Source organism: Streptomyces sp. CBMA156, from assembly GCF_014596515.1.
In the GTDB taxonomy this organism is placed as follows: domain Bacteria; phylum Actinomycetota; class Actinomycetes; order Streptomycetales; family Streptomycetaceae; genus Kitasatospora.
This window is the reverse complement of record NZ_MSJQ01000253.1, coordinates 18,288-36,813: the sequence shown is the minus strand read 5'-3', so window position 1 is coordinate 36,813 and position 18,526 is coordinate 18,288. Positions and strand designations below refer to the sequence as shown.

Annotated in this window: 16 protein-coding genes, 1 tRNA gene and 2 CRISPR repeat arrays (1 of these 19 running past the window's edge); of the genes, 7 read left to right on the top strand and 10 right to left on the bottom strand. The window is 72.5% G+C overall.

Annotated features, from left to right (window positions below; all coding sequences use genetic code 11):
- A CRISPR array of direct repeats spans positions 1-410; the repeat unit is 29 nt; unit sequence GTCCTCCCCGCACCCGCGGGGGTCAGCCG (it extends 595 nt beyond the left edge of the window).
- A 215-nt stretch (positions 411-625) separates the two neighbouring features.
- Positions 626-1,972 carry a transcriptional regulator gene (locus tag BU198_RS21165; RefSeq protein WP_188298441.1) on the bottom strand — a complete coding sequence of 449 codons (1,347 nt, stop codon included), beginning with the start codon at positions 1,970-1,972 and terminating at the stop codon, positions 626-628.
- 142 nt (positions 1,973-2,114) lie between these two features.
- Here BU198_RS21165 and BU198_RS21160 point away from each other — a divergent pair, with 142 nt between their 5' ends.
- From BU198_RS21160 to BU198_RS42335, 4 genes are all read left to right on the top strand, one after another.
- Entirely contained in the window at positions 2,115-2,696 is a 582-nt protein-coding gene (locus BU198_RS21160; RefSeq protein ID WP_188298426.1) for a hypothetical protein, read from the top strand.
- Entirely contained in the window at positions 2,696-2,845 is a 150-nt protein-coding gene (locus BU198_RS21155; RefSeq protein ID WP_188298425.1) for a hypothetical protein, read from the top strand. Before BU198_RS21160 ends, BU198_RS21155 begins: the two co-directional genes overlap by 1 nt.
- Positions 2,846-3,026: 181 nt before the next feature.
- A complete protein-coding gene (locus BU198_RS21150; RefSeq protein WP_188298424.1) occupies positions 3,027-3,491 on the top strand; it encodes a hypothetical protein in 465 nt (154 codons plus the stop codon).
- Between the two features lie 935 nt (positions 3,492-4,426).
- Positions 4,427-4,972: an NUDIX hydrolase gene (locus BU198_RS42335; RefSeq protein ID WP_317620231.1), complete on the top strand. Its 546-nt coding sequence runs from the start codon at positions 4,427-4,429 to the stop codon at positions 4,970-4,972.
- A 248-nt stretch (positions 4,973-5,220) separates the two neighbouring features.
- Here the strand turns inward: BU198_RS42335 and BU198_RS21140 are convergent, their stop codons facing one another.
- The 3 genes from BU198_RS21140 to BU198_RS21130 all read right to left on the bottom strand — a co-directional run bounded on the left by BU198_RS21140 (position 5,221) and on the right by BU198_RS21130 (position 7,877).
- Positions 5,221-6,150: a glycoside hydrolase family 19 protein gene (locus BU198_RS21140; protein WP_188298423.1), complete on the bottom strand. Its 930-nt coding sequence runs from the start codon at positions 6,148-6,150 to the stop codon at positions 5,221-5,223.
- A 393-nt stretch (positions 6,151-6,543) separates the two neighbouring features.
- The gene (locus tag BU198_RS21135) at positions 6,544-7,521 is read right to left on the bottom strand and encodes a hypothetical protein (protein ID WP_188298422.1); all 978 of its coding nucleotides are present in this window, start codon (positions 7,519-7,521) and stop codon (positions 6,544-6,546) included.
- Positions 7,518-7,877, bottom strand: coding sequence for a PadR family transcriptional regulator (locus BU198_RS21130; RefSeq protein ID WP_188298421.1), 360 nt, complete (start codon positions 7,875-7,877; stop codon positions 7,518-7,520). The genes BU198_RS21135 and BU198_RS21130 overlap by 4 nt, the downstream gene beginning before the upstream one ends.
- A gap of 310 nt (positions 7,878-8,187) precedes the next feature.
- Here BU198_RS21130 and BU198_RS21125 point away from each other — a divergent pair, with 310 nt between their 5' ends.
- A complete protein-coding gene (locus BU198_RS21125; RefSeq protein ID WP_188298420.1) occupies positions 8,188-9,267 on the top strand; it encodes a protein kinase family protein in 1,080 nt (359 codons plus the stop codon).
- Positions 9,268-9,516: 249 nt separating this feature from the next.
- On the opposite strand, the gene BU198_RS21120 is transcribed toward BU198_RS21125, so the two are convergent.
- Positions 9,517-10,341, bottom strand: a complete 825-nt coding sequence (locus BU198_RS21120) for a class I SAM-dependent methyltransferase (protein ID WP_188298419.1) — start codon at positions 10,339-10,341, stop codon at positions 9,517-9,519.
- Between the two features lie 44 nt (positions 10,342-10,385).
- Positions 10,386-11,240, bottom strand: coding sequence for a TIGR04222 domain-containing membrane protein (locus tag BU198_RS21115; RefSeq protein WP_188298418.1), 855 nt, complete (start codon positions 11,238-11,240; stop codon positions 10,386-10,388).
- A 159-nt stretch (positions 11,241-11,399) separates the two neighbouring features.
- On the opposite strand from BU198_RS21115, the gene BU198_RS21110 reads away from it, so the two are divergent.
- Positions 11,400-11,537 (top strand): hypothetical protein, encoded by a 138-nt coding sequence (locus BU198_RS21110; RefSeq protein WP_188298417.1) that lies wholly within the window; start codon positions 11,400-11,402, stop codon positions 11,535-11,537.
- Positions 11,538-12,371: 834 nt separating this feature from the next.
- Positions 12,372-13,559: direct repeats of the CRISPR family, unit length 29 nt; unit sequence GTCCTCCCCGCACCCGCGGGGGTCAGCCG.
- Positions 13,560-13,877: 318 nt separating this feature from the next.
- On the opposite strand, the gene BU198_RS21105 is transcribed toward BU198_RS21110, so the two are convergent.
- From BU198_RS21105 to BU198_RS21095, 3 genes are all read right to left on the bottom strand, one after another.
- Entirely contained in the window at positions 13,878-16,151 is a 2,274-nt protein-coding gene (locus tag BU198_RS21105; RefSeq protein ID WP_188298416.1) for a hypothetical protein, read from the bottom strand.
- A 3-nt stretch (positions 16,152-16,154) separates the two neighbouring features.
- Positions 16,155-16,226 (bottom strand) — tRNA-Gln (locus BU198_RS21100).
- Positions 16,227-16,338: 112 nt separating this feature from the next.
- A complete protein-coding gene (locus tag BU198_RS21095; RefSeq protein WP_223244716.1) occupies positions 16,339-16,932 on the bottom strand; it encodes a GNAT family N-acetyltransferase in 594 nt (197 codons plus the stop codon).
- Positions 16,933-16,983: 51 nt separating this feature from the next.
- Between BU198_RS21095 and BU198_RS21090 the strand changes: the two genes are divergently transcribed.
- Positions 16,984-17,610, top strand: a complete 627-nt coding sequence (locus BU198_RS21090; protein ID WP_188298415.1) for a TetR/AcrR family transcriptional regulator — start codon at positions 16,984-16,986, stop codon at positions 17,608-17,610.
- 241 nt (positions 17,611-17,851) lie between these two features.
- On the opposite strand, the gene BU198_RS21085 is transcribed toward BU198_RS21090, so the two are convergent.
- Entirely contained in the window at positions 17,852-18,358 is a 507-nt protein-coding gene (locus BU198_RS21085; protein ID WP_188298414.1) for a hypothetical protein, read from the bottom strand.
- Between the last annotated feature and the right edge of the window lie 168 nt (positions 18,359-18,526).

Genomic DNA, 18,526 nt, shown 5'->3' with positions numbered 1-18,526 from the left:
GTCGGCCAGGCGGCGGTCCTCCCCGCACCCGCGGGGGTCAGCCGGCCCTACCAGGCATGCAATCTCACCTGGTCTTGTCCTCCCCGCACCCGCGGGGGTCAGCCGCGCTGGGCGACGTCGCTGCCCTCGGGGTGGTAGTCCTCCCCGCACCCGCGGAGGTCAGCCGGACCACAGCTGATGAGCACCACCACCGCGCACGTCCTCCCCGCACCCGCGGGGGTCAGCCGGTTGCGGAGGCCAGAGTTGAGCGCATCGCCGAGTCCTCCCCGCACCCGCGGGGGTCAGCCGCGCCAGGAGTCCTGGACGTCCTGCGCATCGGTGTCCTCCCCGCACCCGCGGGGGTCAGCCGCGCCCGTACCGTTCGAGCTGGCCCGGATCGTCGTCCTCCCCACACGCGCGGGGGTCAGCCGGCCTCGCGAGCCTCGGACCAGATCGGCTGGGCGCGCAGGGCGTTGACTGCGGCGAGGTAAGTCGCGCGCGGGGTCGACGTCCCCGCCCGCCGCAGAGGACGCGGTCATGCCCCGGTCCGCCTCGACCACGGCGGCGTGCAGGGGCAGCAGGTCAGCGGGGAGGTCAAGCCGCTTGGGCATGCCGCCACCGTACGACGGACATCGGACGATGCAGGTCAGGCGGCGGCCAGGACGCGGGCCCGCTCGACGAAGTCGGCGACCAGACGGTGCGCGCCGAACGGCTCCATCCGCCGCTGTAGGTCGGCGACGGCTTCGACGGCGCGGCTGCTCTTGACCTTGCCAGCCAGGGAGAGCGTTCGCAGGCCCGCGGCGTGGGCCTGTTCGAGGTCGCGCCGCTGGAGGTGCGTGGTGGCGAGCGCGGCCTGGGAGAGTGCACCTCGGCGGGCCCGGTTCTGCGAACGTGCGTGGTCGATGGAGCGCTTGGCGTGTTCGGCCGCTCCGGCGTGGTCGCCAACGTCCCGCAGGGTCATGGCGTGCTCGCCGTGCAGGTAGGCCTGGTCGATGAAGAGAGCCCACTCCGGCTCGCCGTCGGCGTGGATGTGCTCGGCGGCGGCCTCGGACTCCGCAACGGCCCGAGTTGCGGCCGCCTTGTCGCCCATCGTCGCGAACGCCCGACCCTCAAGGGCCCACAGATCGGCCAGAGCGGCGGCGGAGGAGCCGCGGAGGCCGTGGCGGCCGGACTGGGCCAGGCGGAGGCCCTCTTCGGGGTGCCCGAGGAGGGTGGCCTGGTCGGCCATCCCGGCCAGGACGTGCGCGCCGAGCGGCACGTTGGCGGACTCCTGGGCGAGTCGGAGGGCCTGGACGAGGTAGCGCTGGGCAGTGCCGTGTTCGCCGTTGTCGTAGGCCATCCACCCGAGGAGGTAGGTCTGTTCGGCGGCAGCCTCACACAGGGCCCGGCGGACGTCGTCGGCCTGCGGCCGGCGGAGAAGCGGGTAGACGTGGACGTTCATGTAGGCGGCGAGGATCAGCCGACCGCTGCCGCCGCCCTGGAAGATGTCGATCTTCTGGAACTCCGAGAACATGTTCTTGACGGCGGTGACGTCCTCAAGGCGGACACGCGGGCCGGGCTCGGGTTCCTGATCGAGGGTGGCGAGAAGCCAATCCCTGGACGGTCCGGTGGCGGCGACAGCGGCGAACGGTGCAGCGGCAAGGAATCGTCGGCGGTCCACGTCTGCTCTCCCCAGGTCAGCGACGGTCTCCACCGTAACCTCGTAGCTGCGGGCGTAAAGGAGCGAGCGGTCCTCGGCCGGACTCTCGCCGAGTCCCAATTCATATGATGTGACCCGATATCCGAGCGCGTCGGAGATGACGTCCGCGATGATCCCTGGGAGCGGCCGGCGCGGCTGGTTGCCCTCACGCCAGCGCCGCACGGCGGTTGCATCGGGCGCAATCTGCTGGTGCCCGGCTTGTTGAGCTGCGGATTTGACGCGCCGCGCGAGCTCAGCATTGCTCAGGCCCGTCCGGGCCTGCCAGTCGGTGAGCTGGGTGTTCGGCGTCCGCATCGTCGTCATGGTCCTGTCCTACCCTGGTCTGTCACCCCGCGCGGAAGTGCCACCCTCTGCCACCCCGCCAACGCTTACGCTCTGACGATCACGGGTCGACTCTTGGTGGTGATGGTAGTCCCAGCACTCTAGGAGGGGGCCCGTGTTGACGGCCACTGATCGTACGGTTCCGCTGTCGTTAGCGGCCTGGACGTGGATCGACTCAACGCCCGACGGATTGGTCAGCTTCATGCTGGTCACCCCGGCGCGCGCCGATGCCCCCGGACTGCGGCGGCTCGCCACGCGCGCTGGCCTGGCCGCGCCGGAGCTTCCACTTCCGTCGCCAGGGATCCGCATCGTTCTCGACGGCCCGGACGCACTCGTGCTGTTGCCGCACGTGGGCAACGCCCTCCGAGTCTCGGCCGATGAGGGGTGGGCCGACTTCGCACGGCGGGGCGGAACGATCGTTCTCCTCATGGGGCAGCGCTACCTCGACACCGCGGCCCGCAGGATCGACGTCGAGGAGTACCTGCAGCAGGCGCTGCCGTCCCGTCAGCTCTGGCTCGGGAAGACAACGCTCGCGGCCGACTACACCGACCAGCAGCGCCGAGCGGAGGCTTGCATCGTCTGCGGTCGGCACGAGCCGCCGCTGTCCCCGGCTGGTCACGCGTACACCTCCACGTCCGGCGCCCCACTGGGTTGGGCCGTGGTCGCACATCCCAGCTGCACCGCCCAGGAGGCCTGATGCACCCCACCGAACGGCAGCCCTACGAGGAGATCACCCCGGACGAGTGGCTCGCCATCGACGCCTCGTTCACCGAACTCGGCGAGCACATCCGTTCCCTCCGGTCGACGGACGAGGCGGACGCGGGAACGCCGGAGGTGGAGCAGTGAGCGCCGGGCCCCGGCCGCCGCGGGACGAGTGCAGCGGCTACTGCGTGGTGTGCGGGAAATGGGGCCGCGGTACCTACGCCGCCACGCTCAACTCCCACTCGGACAGTATCCGCGACCACGTCGGGTGCACAGGTGGGCGGGCGGACGGCATCCGCAACCGTCACCTCCCGAACGGCCACCGGTGAGCGGCCTCAGCGACGCCGAACGCGCCCGGATCACCGCGGCCCTTGACCAGGCCCGCGCAGCACGGCGCGACTACCGGCGACTGCTCGACAGCACAACACCCAGACCCCCCGCGGACGACACCCCAGAGTGGGCGTGGGCGGCGAGCCTCGCCCTGGTCCACGCGTGGCGTGACGGCGCGGTGGGCACGTGCCCGCACCTGCGCATCGGCGAGGTGGTCATGATCCTCGCCGAGGCCCCGACGATGCTGTACTGCCGGGGGTGCTACCGGGACACGAGGGCCACGCGGGCCTGCCTCGGATGCGGCGGTGCAGCCGGGACCACGTCGCGATTCGGAGGGGTGGAGGACGTCGTCTCGACGGAGGACGTCTCGATCACCTCCCGGATCCTCTGCCCGGCGTGCGCCGTGGATGAACGCCTCGGACCGACGTCACCCATCGGTACGTTCGGGCCCGGCCAGTAGCCCAGCCCCGCCACGATGGTGACCCGACCACCACGAGGAGGACGTCGTGACCGACAGGATCCCCCCGCACAGCCAGGGCCGCTGGCCCGACCAGCGCGGGCGCCGTGGCACGCGAGGCCCGAACCGGGCCCAGAGGCACCCCCCCGATGCCGCTGCCGGATGAGATGCCGACAGCTGAGGAGATCGAGGAGAAACTGATACCCCAGAAGGAGCCGTCGGGCGACGGGAACTCGGGGATCGGGTCCTCCCCGCACCCGCGGGGGTCAGCCGGAGGCCGGACGCGTCCACGTCCGCGTCCTACCGACCTCCCCGCACCCACGAGGGCAGCCGCCCTTGCTGAAGACGGCGCCGGCCTGTTCGGCGTCCTCCAAGTTGTCGCGCCGGAGGCTGTTCTGGGACGGTCAGGGCCCGGCCGGTCGCGGCGTCGGGCGCAGGCAGGGGCTGCTTCGGTTCCCTGTGAGGGGGTGCGCTCCCCCGCGCCGTCGTCGCCCGCTATTGCCGGGGTGTCTCGGTCTCCTCCGCCTCCTCTTCCACCAACACCTCGTCCGGCGGCGGCATCAGCGGCTGTCTCAGCCCACGGTTCGGGCCTCGGGTGCCGCGTGCGCGTTGGGTGCGCCAACGGCCCTGGTCGCTCGGGTCGACGGTTCCGCTCATCAAGTCCTCCTCGGGGTGGCCGAGTCCATCATCCTGGCTCGCGCTCGGGCGGGCACACGTCCGGGGCCCGCTGGCCGTGTCGTGATGGGCCGGCGGCCGCCTCGGCCTCCCGGGCTCCGGCCACGATCCCCTCGACAGGACCAGTAGGCAGTCCGGAGTACCGGGCAGCCAGGGGCCGCGCCCGGTGGTTCCAGCGCTCCCCCGCACCGTCCGGTACGGGCGCTTGCCCCGCACGTGAGAGGGTCGGGAACGCACCTGGTACGCACGTGAGGAGACCTGTCGTGAAGTGGGAGACGTTCGGACGCCGGCAGGTCTACGGCAGCCCCTGGGTCGAGGTGTGGCTGGACGAGGTCGAGGTCCCCGGCATCGGCCGGATCGACCACCACGTCGTCCGCTACCCCCGCGCGTCGACCTCCGCCGTCGTCACCGACGACCAGGGCCGGTTCCTCCTCCTCTACCGGCACCGGTTCATCACCGGGCGGTGGGGCTGGGAGGTCCCGGCCGGATGGGCCGAGCCCGGCGAGGCCCCCGCGGCGGCGGTCGCCCGCGAGGTGGAGGAGGAGACCGGCTGGCGCCCTGGCCACGTCGAGCTGCTGACCGAGTACGACGCCATGGCCGGGATCTCGGACGCGCACTTCCGCGCCTACCACGTCACCGGCTGCACCCGGATCGGAGAGCCCGAGGACGTGTCCGAGTCGACCCGGGTGGAGTGGCTGACCGAGACCGAGGTGGTCGAGCTGCTGGTCGGCGGCCAGATCGCGGACGGGCCTTCGCACGCCGCGCTCTCCTACTACCTGGGCCCGTACCGGCTGAGCCGTCGCGCCTGAACCCGCGGTGCACAGCCGCTATGTCACCCTGAAGCCCACGGTGGAACGGGTATTGTTCGGCCGTCCAGCCTCGATCGGGTTCGGCTTCGAGGCCGAACCGGCGCGTCCGCGAGCGGGAGCGGTTGCTGGGCGACAACACCCCACTCCGGCAAGGCCGTCCGCCATCCGCTGCGGCGCTCGGGCATCGCCGTCACGATGCCCGAGCGCCGGGACCGGGTTCTACGAACTCGCAGACCGGCCCGAAGTGCTCAGCAGCTCAGGTTGTTGCCGGGCACGGTGCCGATCAGCTGGGTGAAGCGCTGGTAGGCGTTGATCCGGCTCTGCACCTGCGCCGGGTTGCCGCCGTTGCACTCCAGGGAGCCGTTGATGCTGCGGATGGTCTCGCCGAAGCCGTAGCCGTTGACCATCGCGTTGTGCGGGGTCATGGTGCCAGGGCCGTTCTGGGTGTTCCAGTACCAGAGGGCGGTCTTCCAGGCGACGGCCGGGTCGGTCTGCACCAGGTTGGGGTTGTGCAGCAGGTCGATGCCGAGGGCGTCGCCGGCCGCCTTGTAGTTGAAGTTCCAGCTCAGCTGGATCGGGCCGCGCCCGTAGTACGCGGACTGACCGGCCGGGCAGCCGTAAGACTGCGAACTGTCGCAGTAGTGGGGGTAGTTGGCGGTGTTCTGCTCGACCACGTAGACCAGCGCGCCGGTCTCGTGGTTGACGTTGGCCAGGAAGGCCGCGGCCTCCTGCTTGCGGACGGTGTCGCTGCCGGTGGCCGCGAAGGCGGGGTAGGCGGCGAGGGCGTCGATCAGGCCCTGGTAGGTGTAGAAGGGGTTCCGGTTCGGGAACATCTGGTCGAACTGGGCCTGGCTGACGGGGAATGCGCCCGGCTTCGGCGTGCTGGTGGACGTCGGCGTGACGGTCGACGTCGGGGTCGTCGTCGGGCCGGTGCCGCAGCCGCCCTGGTCGGACCAGACGCCGGAACCGCCGGTGCTGGGCGGCTCGTTCTGGGTCCACCACTTGGCGAGCCAGTTGTGGCCGTTGTAGGAGACGGCGGCGCCGCCGGTGTAGACGGCCGAGGAGTTCCAGGGCCCGGCGCAAACGGCGGCGCTGGCGTTGGCCGCGGGCAGCAGCAGGACCACCGCCAGTGCCGTGACGACGGCGGAGAGCAGTGCGAGCAGGCGTTTCGTGGACACTTGATCACCCCTTGTGCGGTGTGGGGCCGCACGGTCGTGGAGGTAGGGACGTCGGGGCAGGGGAGCCGAGCCCCGCGGGGTGGGGGCACGTCGTGGGGGGACGGGCCGACCGGGGTGCGGGCCGGTGCGGGGCTGCCCCAGACTCAAGCGGAGTGGTCTATACCTGTCAAGGGGTTACGGGGAAAAGAGGCACCCCGCGGAACGGTCGCGGCCTGCTCGGCGGTGTCCTCGGGTCCGCCGTGCCGCCCTCGCGCCGCCCTCATGCCGACCTCCGCGGCATGGTCAGGCCCCTTCGTCCGGAAGGACGGACGGGAAGACGGGCGGACGGGCCCCCGACCCCGACCGGTCCGGGCGGGCAACCGCCCGGACCGGACACGTAGGTGCCCCGGACCGTCACATCGGGCCGGACGCCCCCGATCGGGCCGCCCCGGCGAGGCGGGTGCGCCGCATAGTGCGCCGCAGGACGCCGGCGGCGGTGGCGGCGGCCAGGAAGCCGAGGACCACGGCGCTGTTGCGCAGCAGGTCGTGGGCGTCGATCGGGATGTTGCGGTAGAGGGGCGGAGCGGCCATGGCCGTCCAGGGCAGGACGGCCAGCGCGACTCCGACGGCCTGTAGGCGGTCGCTGTCCGGGCTGCCGAGGTGCAGGAGGTAGGCGAGGGCCATGACGAGCGCCGGCCAGGCCGTGGAGGCGTCGAGCGCGATCTGCTGGATCGGCGGGAAGACGACATCGGCGTAGTTCTCGGGCCAGGTGCCCAGCCACAGGGTCGCGATGCCGCTCATCGGCAGGGCGACGGCGACCGCCGAGGCCACGGCCCGGGCGCGGTTCCGCGCCGAGAAGTCGACGGCGTCTGGCGGCGCGAGCAGCACCAGGGCGCCCATCGCGGCCCAGAGGTCGAGCAGGTCCGCGGACGGGCCGAACGCCGCCCCCGGACGGAGCTGCGACGCCACGACGGCGACCAGGACGAGGACCCGGGCCGCGTTCCAGCGGCCGAGGAGGGCGCCCAGCAGGGCGAGGCCCCAGGGGGCGCCCACCGCGGCCGAGACCACGCCCGTACGGGAACTGTGGAGAAACAGCCCGGTCAGCAGGTGGACGGCGCCCAGGGCGGCTCCGCCGGCGAGCAGAAACGGTGCGGCACCGGCGAGCACTCGGCCCGCCGGGTCGCGGGAGCTGAGCCGGGTGCGCAGCCGCAGGGCGTGCGCGGCGAGGACGGACCACTCGCGCAGGGCGGTACGGCGATCGGCGTGCCGGACGGACTCGGCGAGGACGGCCGCGATCTCCTCACCGTGCGCGGCACGGTATCCGGCCGGGTAGAGGCCGCGCAGGGGAAGCCGGCGCAGCAGCCCGGCAGCGGGGAGGTGCGAGTCGGTCATGCCGTCCCCCCGTTCGTCCGGAGCGTCGGGCGGAGGCCGCCGAGGGCGAGCCGGCGCTCGGCCTCGACCGCACCGGCGCGCAGCCGTCGCGTCTCCTCGGCCAGGACGCCCCGCCCCTGTTCGGTCAGGGCGAAGCTGCGGCGCAGGCGTCCGTTCACGACCTCCTCGTGGTCGACCTGGATGAGTCCTTGCTGGAGCAGGCGGTCCAGCGCCGTGTAGAGGGTGCCGGTGAGCATCCTGGTCCGGCCCTCGGTGATCGCCAGGACTTCCTGGAGGATCGCGTATCCGTGCCGGGGCTCGTCGGCCAGCGCGGTGAGTACGAGCCTTGTCGGCTCCTGCAGTTGGGGATGTGCCATGGCGTGACTATAGATCAATCGTTTAGATATGTCGATGGTTGACCTATTGCGGTGGCAGAAGCGGTGCGGCAGCGGTGACGGCGGGGATGACCGCTCAGCGAACCATCGGGCCCAGGACTCGCGGGACCTGACCGTCCGGGCCTCAACTACCGCGCCCCGGAGCCGAACTCGCGCCTTCCCGGCCCCCGGTGTGGGCGGCCTTCGCCGGGGCGGTCGTGCTGCGTGCGGTCCGAGGTAGACCACGACGGCGGGAGTCGATTACGTTCGGGTGATCACCGACGCCCTGGTCCGGGGCACCGAGGAGCCGTCGATGCGCCCTTCCGATTCACGGCACGCCGCGCGTGTGGCTGCCTACGGGACCGTCGCCACCCGCCTGTCCCTGCTGAGCGACCGGCGACTCGGCGAGGTCGTGGCGTCCGCTCCTCCGGTCGGATCCGGCATCGGCGGCAGGTCGGCGGAGCTGGACATCGACGGGACACGGGTCTTCGTCAAGAGGGTGCCGTTGACGGATGTCGAGACCCGGCCGGAGAACATCCGGTCCACGGCGAACCTCTTCGGTCTGCCGATGTTCTACCAGTACGGCGTGGGATCGGCCGGGTTCGGCGCCTGGCGGGAGCTTGCCGCCCACGTCATGACCACCAACTGGGTCCTGGGGAGGGAGTACGAGGGCTTTCCGCTGATGTACCACTGGCGCGTCCTGCCCGACTCCGCCCCCGAGGGCTTCGTGGACGAGTTCGGGGGCATCGACGGAGCAGTCGCCCACTGGGAGGGCTCGCAGGCCGTGCGCGAGCGGCTGGAGGCCATCGGCCGGTCCTCCCGCAGCCTGCTGCTGTTCCTGGAACACGTGCCGCAGACGCTCGCCACGTGGCTGCACGAGCGCCGGGAGAACGCGGTGACCGCCGGCGGCGGCTCCCCCTTCGCGTGGGCGGAGGACGCGTTGGCACGGGGTGCGGCGTTCATGAGCTCTCACGGGCTCGTGCACTTCGACGCCCACTTCCGCAACATCCTGACTGACGGCCGGCTGATCTACTTCGCGGACTTCGGGCTGGCCCTGAGCTCAGGCTTCGAGCTCTCAGCGGCGGAGGACCGGTTCCTCACCGACCATCTCGCGTACGACCGCCACTACACCGCGAGCCATCTGCTCCACCACCACCTCGTCGACCGGGTTCGGGGCGGCATGGAGGCAGACGTGTTCCTCCGGGAGTGGATCGCAGGTCGCAAGCCCGGGGCTGTTCCGCCTGAGATCGCCGCGATCATCGAGCGGCATGCCCGAGCCGCCGTCGTCCTGGACGGGTTCCACCGCCGGCTGCTCTCGGAAAGCAAGTGGACACCGTTTCCGGGTCCCGAGCTCAACCGTGCCGCGGGCACCGCAGAGACATCGCACCGCTGACGACAGCCTTGGGGACCGGCACCCGGACCACTCCGCCACGGCCCGGCCCGGTCCAGCCCGGAAGCTCAACGACGCGACGTTCATCGAGGTCGGGACCCGCGACCACCCAGGACGACCTCGGGCCCGCGCTCGCCGTTGTCCGAAACCGTCCTCGCCGACCTCGGAACCGACGAGAACGACCTGACCACCGAGCAGTACACCGATGCCGTGGCAGCGGCCCGCCGCTGAGGCGACCGCCCGGCCGGGTGGTCAGCGGGCGGTCAGTGAGTAGGCCGGCAGCGGGGCGTCCCCCTGGCTCAGCACCAGCTCCCTTACGGTCTGCGGAAGTTGGGTCATCCGGTGCGCGTCGTCGAGCAGCGTCGTGCAGGCGTCCACTTCCCAGTCGCCGTCCTGGAGAGCGGTCGTGTCGACGGCCTGCGCCGGGGCGGGGTTCCAGCCTGTCGCCGAGAGGGTCCGCAGCAGGCTCTCGCGCGAGAACGGCGTGCGCACGTTGCCTTCGCCCCGCGAGCCGGCCGCCTCGATCTGACCTTGGATCAAAATGGCTAGCAGGTGGGGCAGTTGTTCGGCCGAGCGGGGTTCGATATCCCACTCGGCGAAGCACAGGTTCCGCGCCCAGCGGCGGACCCGGACGAGGGTGGCCGCGAGCTGGTCCAGGGAGCCGAAGTACCAGGAGCAGTGCGCCAGGACCACGTGGTCGCACCCGCCGTCGGGGAAGGTGATCGCCGCCTCGTCGAGGACGTCCAGGCCGAAGCGGAAGTCGATGCGGGAGCCCAGCGGCGTCGCCTTGAGGCGTTTCGCCGACTGTCCCAGGGTGACCGGGGCACCGTACGAGGGATCGGCGATGTCGACGGCGACCACCCGGCCCCGCGGACCGACGGCCTCGGCAAGGACGGCCGTGGTGTCCCCCTGTCCGCAGCCGACCTCCAGGACCGACGCTCCGGCCGGGATGTCCCAGCCCGAGACGAGTGCGGCCCGGTAGCGGGTCTGGGCCTGCTGGATTCCGGGGGACACGTCGGCGGTGGCCATGGCGGCCGCGATCGAGGGTGCCTTCGCTGTCAGTTCGGTCGCGTTCACGGGATCCTTCCGGTACTGCCGGACCGTCCTTGGAACGGTACTGGCTAGGCACCGCAGCCGATACCGCCGGAGCCTTGGTACGGGCGCCGCCGTGGCGCGCGCTTCACTCTCAGCAGGGTGCGGGTGGCGGCTTCGCAGGTGCGCAGGTCGTGGCCGGCGGGCAGGGCGGTCAGTCCCCACAGGGCCACGGTCGCCGTCCCCTGGCGGAGTTCGGCCGCCCGGGCGGCCCCCAGCACCCGTTCTCCCGGCGCGGTGGCGGTGCGTAACGGCGGCCACGACACTTGGTTGGTCCACAGAGCGGCCGCGAAGGGCACCAGGAAGGCCGCCAGCAGGCAATCCGCCAGCGGGACGGGCCAGAGCCCTCGGTGCGTGTTCATCCACGCCCCGGCGACCGAGCACGCGACGACCACGGCGCCGATCAGCACCGGCGTCCGCCGGTTCACCCGCCGCACGCGTTCGACCAGTTCCTCGCTGTCGGCCAGGCCCTGCGCCGCGAGCCGTGCGCGCAGGGCCTTCGCCTCCGGGGACCCGTCCACCGCCCTGAGAAGTGTCCTGAGATCACCGGTGCGCGCGGAGCCGAGCGAGCGCACGGCCACCGCCTCAAGACCGTCTCCGGCGCCGTCCTCGCCCCCCGCGCCGGTACCGGTCGCGGCAGGTGTGGTCAGCGTGACGTCGCCGGAGCGGGCGGCGACCAGCCGACCGCCCTCGTACATCTCCGCCACGGTCAGCTCCCCCAGATTCCCGGCCAGGAAGGCGAGTTCGATCCCTGCCAGGTCGAACTCCCGCCCGGTCGCGAGCCGTTCGGCCCGGCGCAGCTTCCGCAGCCCGAGGTAGCAGCGCGCGGCGGCCAGGGCCACCGCCGCCACCGCCGCTGCCAGAAGCACCAGGGCCACCCACATGACGCCCTCTCTCCCTGTCGGACCGGACCTCAGTGTGTGGCCCGCCAAGGCCGTCGAGCAAGCAACAAGTGCGCTATGCGCCAGGCGATTTGACCTCTCCCGGACAGCCGCCCACCCCGCCGGGCTGGCAGGAAACGACGGGGTCGGCCCGGGGCGGAGGTGCGGCGCGACACCGCCGAAGGCCGCATCAACCGCCTGAACAACCGGCATGGCCTGGCCACCTGCCACGAGAAGGCCGCGACCTTCTACGCGGCCGGACTTCACATCTTCGGCATCTTCATCCAGTCCGCTCGCTGATCCGAAAGACATGCCCCAGTCGCCGATGCGGACGTCGTCACGTTCTTCGCCGAAGTGGCGGACCGCGACGCGACGGACCCGGCCTCCCACGAACTGGAGGAGAGGTCCGACTCACCTCCGGAACCCGCCTGAAGCAGTTCGGGCGGGCGGGCTCGGGGGACGCGTTCTGCTTCGTCGGCGAGGCCGGCCCGCCCGCCCTCGGACTGCCGGAGCTGGCGCGGCTGTGCCTCGTGGCCCCGCGGTGGCGGGACGCCCTCGCGCGGACGGCCGAGGAACTCCGGGAGGTCGCCGACGCCGACGCGTACCGGCAGAACCTGCCCGACCTCGGACGGCGACGCGACCGCGCGGCCCGAGCACTCGACCTGGACCCAGCCGCGCTGCCGCCCGAAGCGGCTGACCTGGCACGGCTGGTAGGCCTCTCCCGGAGGCCGGTGGCCGCGAGCTGCCGTGTCGTCGGGTACGGGTGCGCTCCACTCGCACCCCTCTTCGATTCGGCCTCCCGGCAGCCCCGACCAAGTGCGATGGGCTGACCTGCCTCCCCTGCCTCGGCCTACCAGCAGTCGGCCGGCAGGCGACTGGTCAAACCTCGAATGGCGGTAATCCGCAGGGTGGTTCAGCTGAACATCTCAGCCACGGACGGAGCCCACTGTCCCTCGTGTGTACACCCGGCCCGCATACCGGCGGCCGTCGAACGCCAGCGGGAGCAACGCATGGGATGATTCACGAGATCCTTGACACCTCAACATCTCCGGCGCGCTGCCAGGCACTTGAAAAACAGCACGACAGCAAGGCAAAGAAATGGCAAAGCCGCCGAATCGCCGCAGGTGGCGAAGGGTCCTCCCCGCACCCGCGGGGGTCAGCCAGGCGCCGGAGGAGCGGCAGCGCGGTATCACCAGTCCTCCCCGCACCCGCGGGGGTCAGCCGGTGTAGTTGTCGTAGCCGTCGTGCAGTTGCCCGTCCTCCCCGCACCCGCGGGGGTCAGCCGGGGGACATCACCGCGCCGGAACTCGCCGGTCAGTCCTCCCCGCACCCGCGGGGGTCAGCCGAAGCATTCCTGCGCCGTCGCCCTCCACGACCAGTCCTCCCCGCACCCGCGGGGGTCAGCCGACGGCCCACCAGGTCGCGGCCGCGCCGGTGAGGTCCTCCCCGCACCCGCGGGGGTCAGCCGGTGTGGCCGCGCTGGCCGGCACCGGATCCGGTGTCCTCCCCGCACCCGCGGGGGTCAGCCGCCGGCGCGCTTGCGCGCCCGTTCCCGCTCCTTGTCCTCCCCGCACCCGCGGGGGTCAGCCGCTCGATGCGTCGTTGCGGATGTGGCTGACGCGGTCCTCCCCGCACCCGCGGGGGTCAGCCGGTGGACAGACCCACTACGGCCACCACCGTGCTGTCCTCCCCGCACCCGCGGGGGTCAGCCGAACTGCTCCGGGTCCCTCATCTGCGACAGTTCGTCCTCCCCGCACCCGCGGGGGTCAGCCGCTCTCCCGCTCCGAGTTCCCCACCGTCTCCGTGTCCTCCCCGCACCCGCGGGGGTCAGCCGTTCCTCGTCCGGCATGATCCCGGCCTGGTACTGTCCTCCCCGCACCCGCGGGGGTCAGCCGGCCGTCTGGTCGCTCACCGCCAGCTCGGCCCCGTCCTCCCCGCACCCGCGGGGGTCAGCCGGAGACGATCAGCGACTTCGGAACGGCCGAGGAGTCCTCCCCGCACCCGCGGGGGTCAGCCGTTGATCGAGACCGTCCCCGGCGTGGGGAGCCGGTCCTCCCCGCACCCGCGGGGGTCAGCCGACGTCGCGCGGCGCCTGGCCGCGGTGTCCGGCGTCCTCCCCGCACCCGCGGGGGTCAGCCGGGTCGCGGCCACCACGGGGGCCGCCACCCGAAGTCCTCCCCGCACCCGCGGGGGTCAGCCGACTCCGACGGCCAATCTTGGGATCAATGGCGGGTCCTCCCCGCACCCGCGGGGGTCAGCCGGTTCCACAGTCTGCTACACGGCTCCATGAGCCGTCCTCCCCGCCCTCGCGGGGGTCAGCCGGAGCAGTACCTCGGCCTACTCGACGCGTTGATGCCTCCCCAGCACCCTTGGGGGTCAGCCGAACGCGCACCGCCGCTACACGAAGCACCGCGCGCCTTCCCCGCACCCGCGGGGGTCAGCCGGTGACGGCGGTAGCGGGCAGTTCTGCCCGTGTGTCCTCCCGGCATCCGCCGGGGTCAGCCGTGCAGTTCCAGGTCGTGACCGTTGAAGGTGGCTTCCCCGCGTCGGTGGGGGTCAGCCGATTCCCTTCGCCAAGGGCGGCTTCACCACCAAGGCCTCCCCGCACCCGCGGGGGTCAGCCGCCGCCGTGGCGGCGTGTCAGGTCCACGGGTCGGAGCACATCCAGTGCCGGCCCGTGGTCCAGCCAAGGAGGACCCGGCCCTTGCCCTCGCTCGCCGAGCCGCCGGCGGCCGCCTGGCCGAGGCCGGTGAGGGCTCGGGCGAGGCGGGCGGCGACGTGGGCGGGGTGGCGGGCCAGTTCCTCGTACAGTCCGGCGACGGTCCGTTCCTGTGACTCGACGGTGCACAGGGAGAGTTGGAACACCAGGTGCCGCCACGCGTACGCGGCGTCCTTGATCGCCGGCCGGGGGCGCGGGTTGCCCTGGATGCGGGCCGTCTTGCGGCAGACCGTGGCGAAGCTGCGCCGGGCGAGGTCCTCCCAGCCGGGGCTCGGGCTGATGCCGACCCGGGCGACCAGGGTGGCCAGGTTGTGGGTGGTGAGGATCTGGGCCTGCTCGATGACCATCCCGTTGGCGGTGACCGACCACTCCGGGCCCGTCCCGGCACGCCGGGCGCACAGTTCGGCGAACCGGCCCGGCCCCGCCTCCCCCGACTCCCCCGCCTCTCGCAGCGCCGCGTAGTCGATGCCGTAGTACCGCTCGTACAGCGTGCCCTCCAGCAGGTCCGCCGCCACGCCCGCCGCAGCGACGAACTTCGGGCTGAAAGCACCCATGAAGATGTCCGCCGCCAGTTCCTCCACCAGCGGCGCGTCGGCCCCGGACTGGCGGGCGAGGACGGCGAGTTCGCGTACCAGCGGGTTGGGCAGGAGCGTGCCGGGGAACGCCTGGACGGCCAGTTCGCCGAGCCGGCGCAGTGCCACGCGGGCTGGCCCGCGGCCGTCCTCGTCGGCGCGGTGGGCGGCGACCGCCCGTACCCAGGGCAGTTCCTCGATCCGCACCTGCGAGGCGAGGTTCAGCAGGAGCAGCGAGCGGCGGTTGCGGAACGCCCGGTAGTTGGCGGCGGCGAGGGTGCGCAGCGCCGCGTCCGGGTGGGCCTCGGCGCTGGTGGCGGCGACGAGTTGGGGCACCAGTTCGGCCAGCACTTCCGCCGAGGGCACGACGCCGCGCTCGACGAGCGTGCCGATCGGGGCGCTCAGGGTCGCCTCCACGACGTGGCGGACCGCCGCGGGCACGACCGCGCCCACGGGCAGCCCGGTCTCCTCGGCCTCCTCGACGGAGACGTCGGCGACCAGCGGCTCGACCTCGGCCGCGCCCACCTCCTGGGGCTGCACGGCGAGCCGACGCAGCACGAGTTGGGCGAGGTCGTGGTGGGAGGGCAGGGCCGCCTGGACGGCGTGTCGGGCGCGCAGGTCGGTGTGCGCGGCCGAGCCGGGGCGGCCGCGGCGGCGCAGCATGGAGTCCACCGCGTGCCGCAGCAGTCCCAGGCGGCGTGCGTCCAGCGCCCGGCCGGCGACGGCTTCCGCGAGGGCGCCGCGCAGGATGCCGAGGTTCTCCTTCGGGCTGCGGTGCTTGGTGCAGCGCGTGTGGGCCGCGGCGAGTTCCTCGTACTGGTGCAGGAGCAGCGCGCCGCGCTTGCGCCAGCTTCCGCCGGGCAGGCGTTCCGGCAACCGTCCGGTGTCGTCGGCCGCCTCCAGCCAGTGGGTGAGCAGCCGGTCGGCGAACGGCTGCCAGACGGTGAGCGCTTCGCGCTGCGTCCCGACGGCGGTGTTCGGCCGTCGGCTGACGAGGGTGGTGACGGCGTCGCCGACGGTGCGCCGGTGCACGGCCTCCGGGTCCGGCGGGGGCAGGATGGCGGGCCGGGGTGTGAAGCGGAGCCGGGCGGCGAAGGGTTCGAGGGTGTCGAGGAGGTCGAGCGCGGCGGCCGTGTCCCCGGCCCGGAGCAGCCAGGCGACCGTCAGCAGTGCCGCCTCCTCGGGCACGGTCACCTCGTAGCGGCCGGTGTCGAGCAGGTCGTTCAGCCGGGCCAGGCCGGGTTCGGTGAGGCAGTGGGCGAAGAGCGCCGCGCGTTCGGCCGGCACCCCGGCGAGGACTGCGGCTTCGCGCTCGTACGGCTGGAGCGGCCCTTCGGCGCTCGCGGCGGAGGTGGCGAACCCGCCCCGGACGACCTCGGGTGTCACCCAGGCGGGCAGCCCGGCCACGGGGGTGCGCGAGCCGACGGTGAGCCGCCCGTCGGTGCCCCCTGCGAGCACGGCGCGCCAGCGGTCGGCGCGGGCCTCGGCGCGGCGCCGGGTGTCGACGTCGGCGTGGGTCAGGGAGGTGAGGAGCGCCCGGGCCAGCTGGTGCCGCGGGTAGGCCGGGACCGTCCCGGGTGCCCCGGCTCCGGTGGGGTGCTGCTGGTCAGCGTCGTCGTCCATAAGCCGACGTGGCAGGTTCCGCCCCTGCGCCCTCCGGGGTCAGAGCCCGGTGCTCTGCTGCTGAGCTACACGTCGTTGACGTGAGAGTAGACGGTCGGCGCGCGGCCGTACAACGCGATTCCGCCGGGCGGGACGTCCGGAGCGACCGGATCGGCCGAAGACCGGCACAGGTCACCCGAGGACCGTCTCAGAACCGCAGGTCCATCCGCTGCTCGACCGTGTCGAGGCCGAACTTGCGGGTGGGCCGGGAGACGGTGAGCTCGAAACCGGCCTTCGCGTAGAGGTGGTGGGCGGCGTCGAGGCCGGCGACCGTCCAGAGCAGCACGCCCTCGTACGAACGGGCCCTGGCCTCGGCCAGGGCGGTGGTCAGCAGCTGCCCGCCGAGGCCCCAGCCGCGGGCCTCCGGGGCGAGGATCACCCATCGCAGCTGGCCCCAGCCCTGACGCTCCGACGCCCGAACGAGGCCGATGGCACCGACGACGCGCCCGTCGAGTTCGGCGACCCACAGCCGGCCGGGTGCCGCGTCGCCCTCGTCGACCCTGGCGAGGACCAGCTCGGCCATGCCGGCGGCGACGTAGGCCTCCATGGTCTGGTCCATGCCGTACTCCCGGGTGTAGAGGACGCCGTGCAGGGCGGCGACGGCGCCGAGGTCTCCGGGGCGGACGGCCTCGCGAATCGTCGCGACTCCGGCGGCTCCGACGGCGGCGACTCCGACGGAAGCGGCTCCGGTTCCGACTCCGGCGGGTCCGGCTGCTCCGGCTCCGGCTGCGGTGGCGGCCATGGTGGCGATCCCTTCCACTGAAACACTCGTTTCAGTGGAACGATAGACCACGTGCCCGACTCCGCCAACGCGCCCTCCCGTCCGTCGCCGCGCCGCGAGGAGATCCTCGCCGCGACCGTCCGCTACGTCGCCGAACACAACGTGTCCGACCTCTCGCTGCGCCCGCTGGCGGCCGGGATCGGTTCCAGTCCGCGCGTGCTGCTGTACCTGTTCGGCTCGAAGGAGCAACTGGTCCGGGAGGTCCTGGCCGTCGGGCGGGCCGAGCAACTGGCGCTGCTGGAACGCTCGGAGGCCGAGGGCGGCAGCGCCCGCGAGACCCTCGAACTGCTCTGGGAGTGGCTGACGGAGCCCGGACACCGGGGCGCGCTGCGGCTGTTCTTCGAGGGCTACGTCCGCGCCTTCGGCCACCGCGAGCCCTGGCTCGACTTCGGCACCGCTTCGCTCGACGAGTGGCTGCCACCCCTGGGCCGCGTGCTCGACGGCTCCCGGGCCGATCCCACCGTGGTGCTCGCCGTCCTCCGCGGGCTGCTGCTCGACCTCCTCGCCGCCGACGACGCCGACGACGGCAACACCGACGGCGACGGGAACGGGAACAGCCACGCCCCACACACCTCCGACCGCCACGCCGAGCGAGTCCACGCCGCCTGGCGCGCGTTCCTGGACGCCACCCTCACCTGAGCCCGGTCCCGCGGCCCGGACGGCGCATGCGAAAGTGCCTTCCGGCCGGCCTGATACGGAGGCTTTCGACAAGCCCCGCTCTGCCGGCACAGAAGGCACTTTCGCTTTTCCGCTCGCGCCCCGGGAAATGCCGCAGGAATGTCATCCGGACCCATTCATCAGAATCGGCCCGGGCGCGGGCAGCTCACCGTCGGCCTACCGCGAGGGCCCAGGGGTCGATTTCCCCCGGGCCGCCCGGATGTCAGGCCTTTTCGAGGTAGAACTTCTCGTGCCCGCCGCCGTTCGCGTTGACCTGGCCGTTCACCGTCCCCCCGGGGCCGGTGGCGGTGGTCACCCCGCTGTCGGTCACCAGGCGCAGGAAAATACCCGGAAAGGCCCCCGACTCGAAGGAGAAGGAACCGTCGGCCTGGGCGCGGAGGTTGAACTTCTCGTAGGGAAAGGCGCCGTACTGGCAGTTGACGACCCCTCCCCCGGCCATGTTGGCGGGGACCCCGGTGCCGTCCAACCGCAGGAACACGTTCGGGAAAGCCGCCGACTCGAAGGCGTACGAGCCGTCGGCCTGCGGCCGGACCTTGTACGCCGTCCAGGGACCGCTGCCGTACTGACAGTTAACCTTGCCGCCGCCGGGGCCGGTGAAGCTGGTCACCCCGGTGCCGTCCATGCGCAGGTAGATGTTCGGGAAGAACGTCGACTGGATCGTGATCGGTGCGTCTCCGAGCTTTGCGAGGTCAGCTGCCGACAGGGGCATGATGGCCTCTCCTTTCGTCTGGGCGTTTCACGGACGAATCGAAGCAGCGCCGCCGCCGACAGCCTTTGCGGCGCTGAATGAACACCGGGCCCGAGGGATGCGTCGGGTTCGGCAGGTATGCCGTCGAAATGGCAGGGAATTTCCGGGAGGAAACGTGCGGCGCGCCGA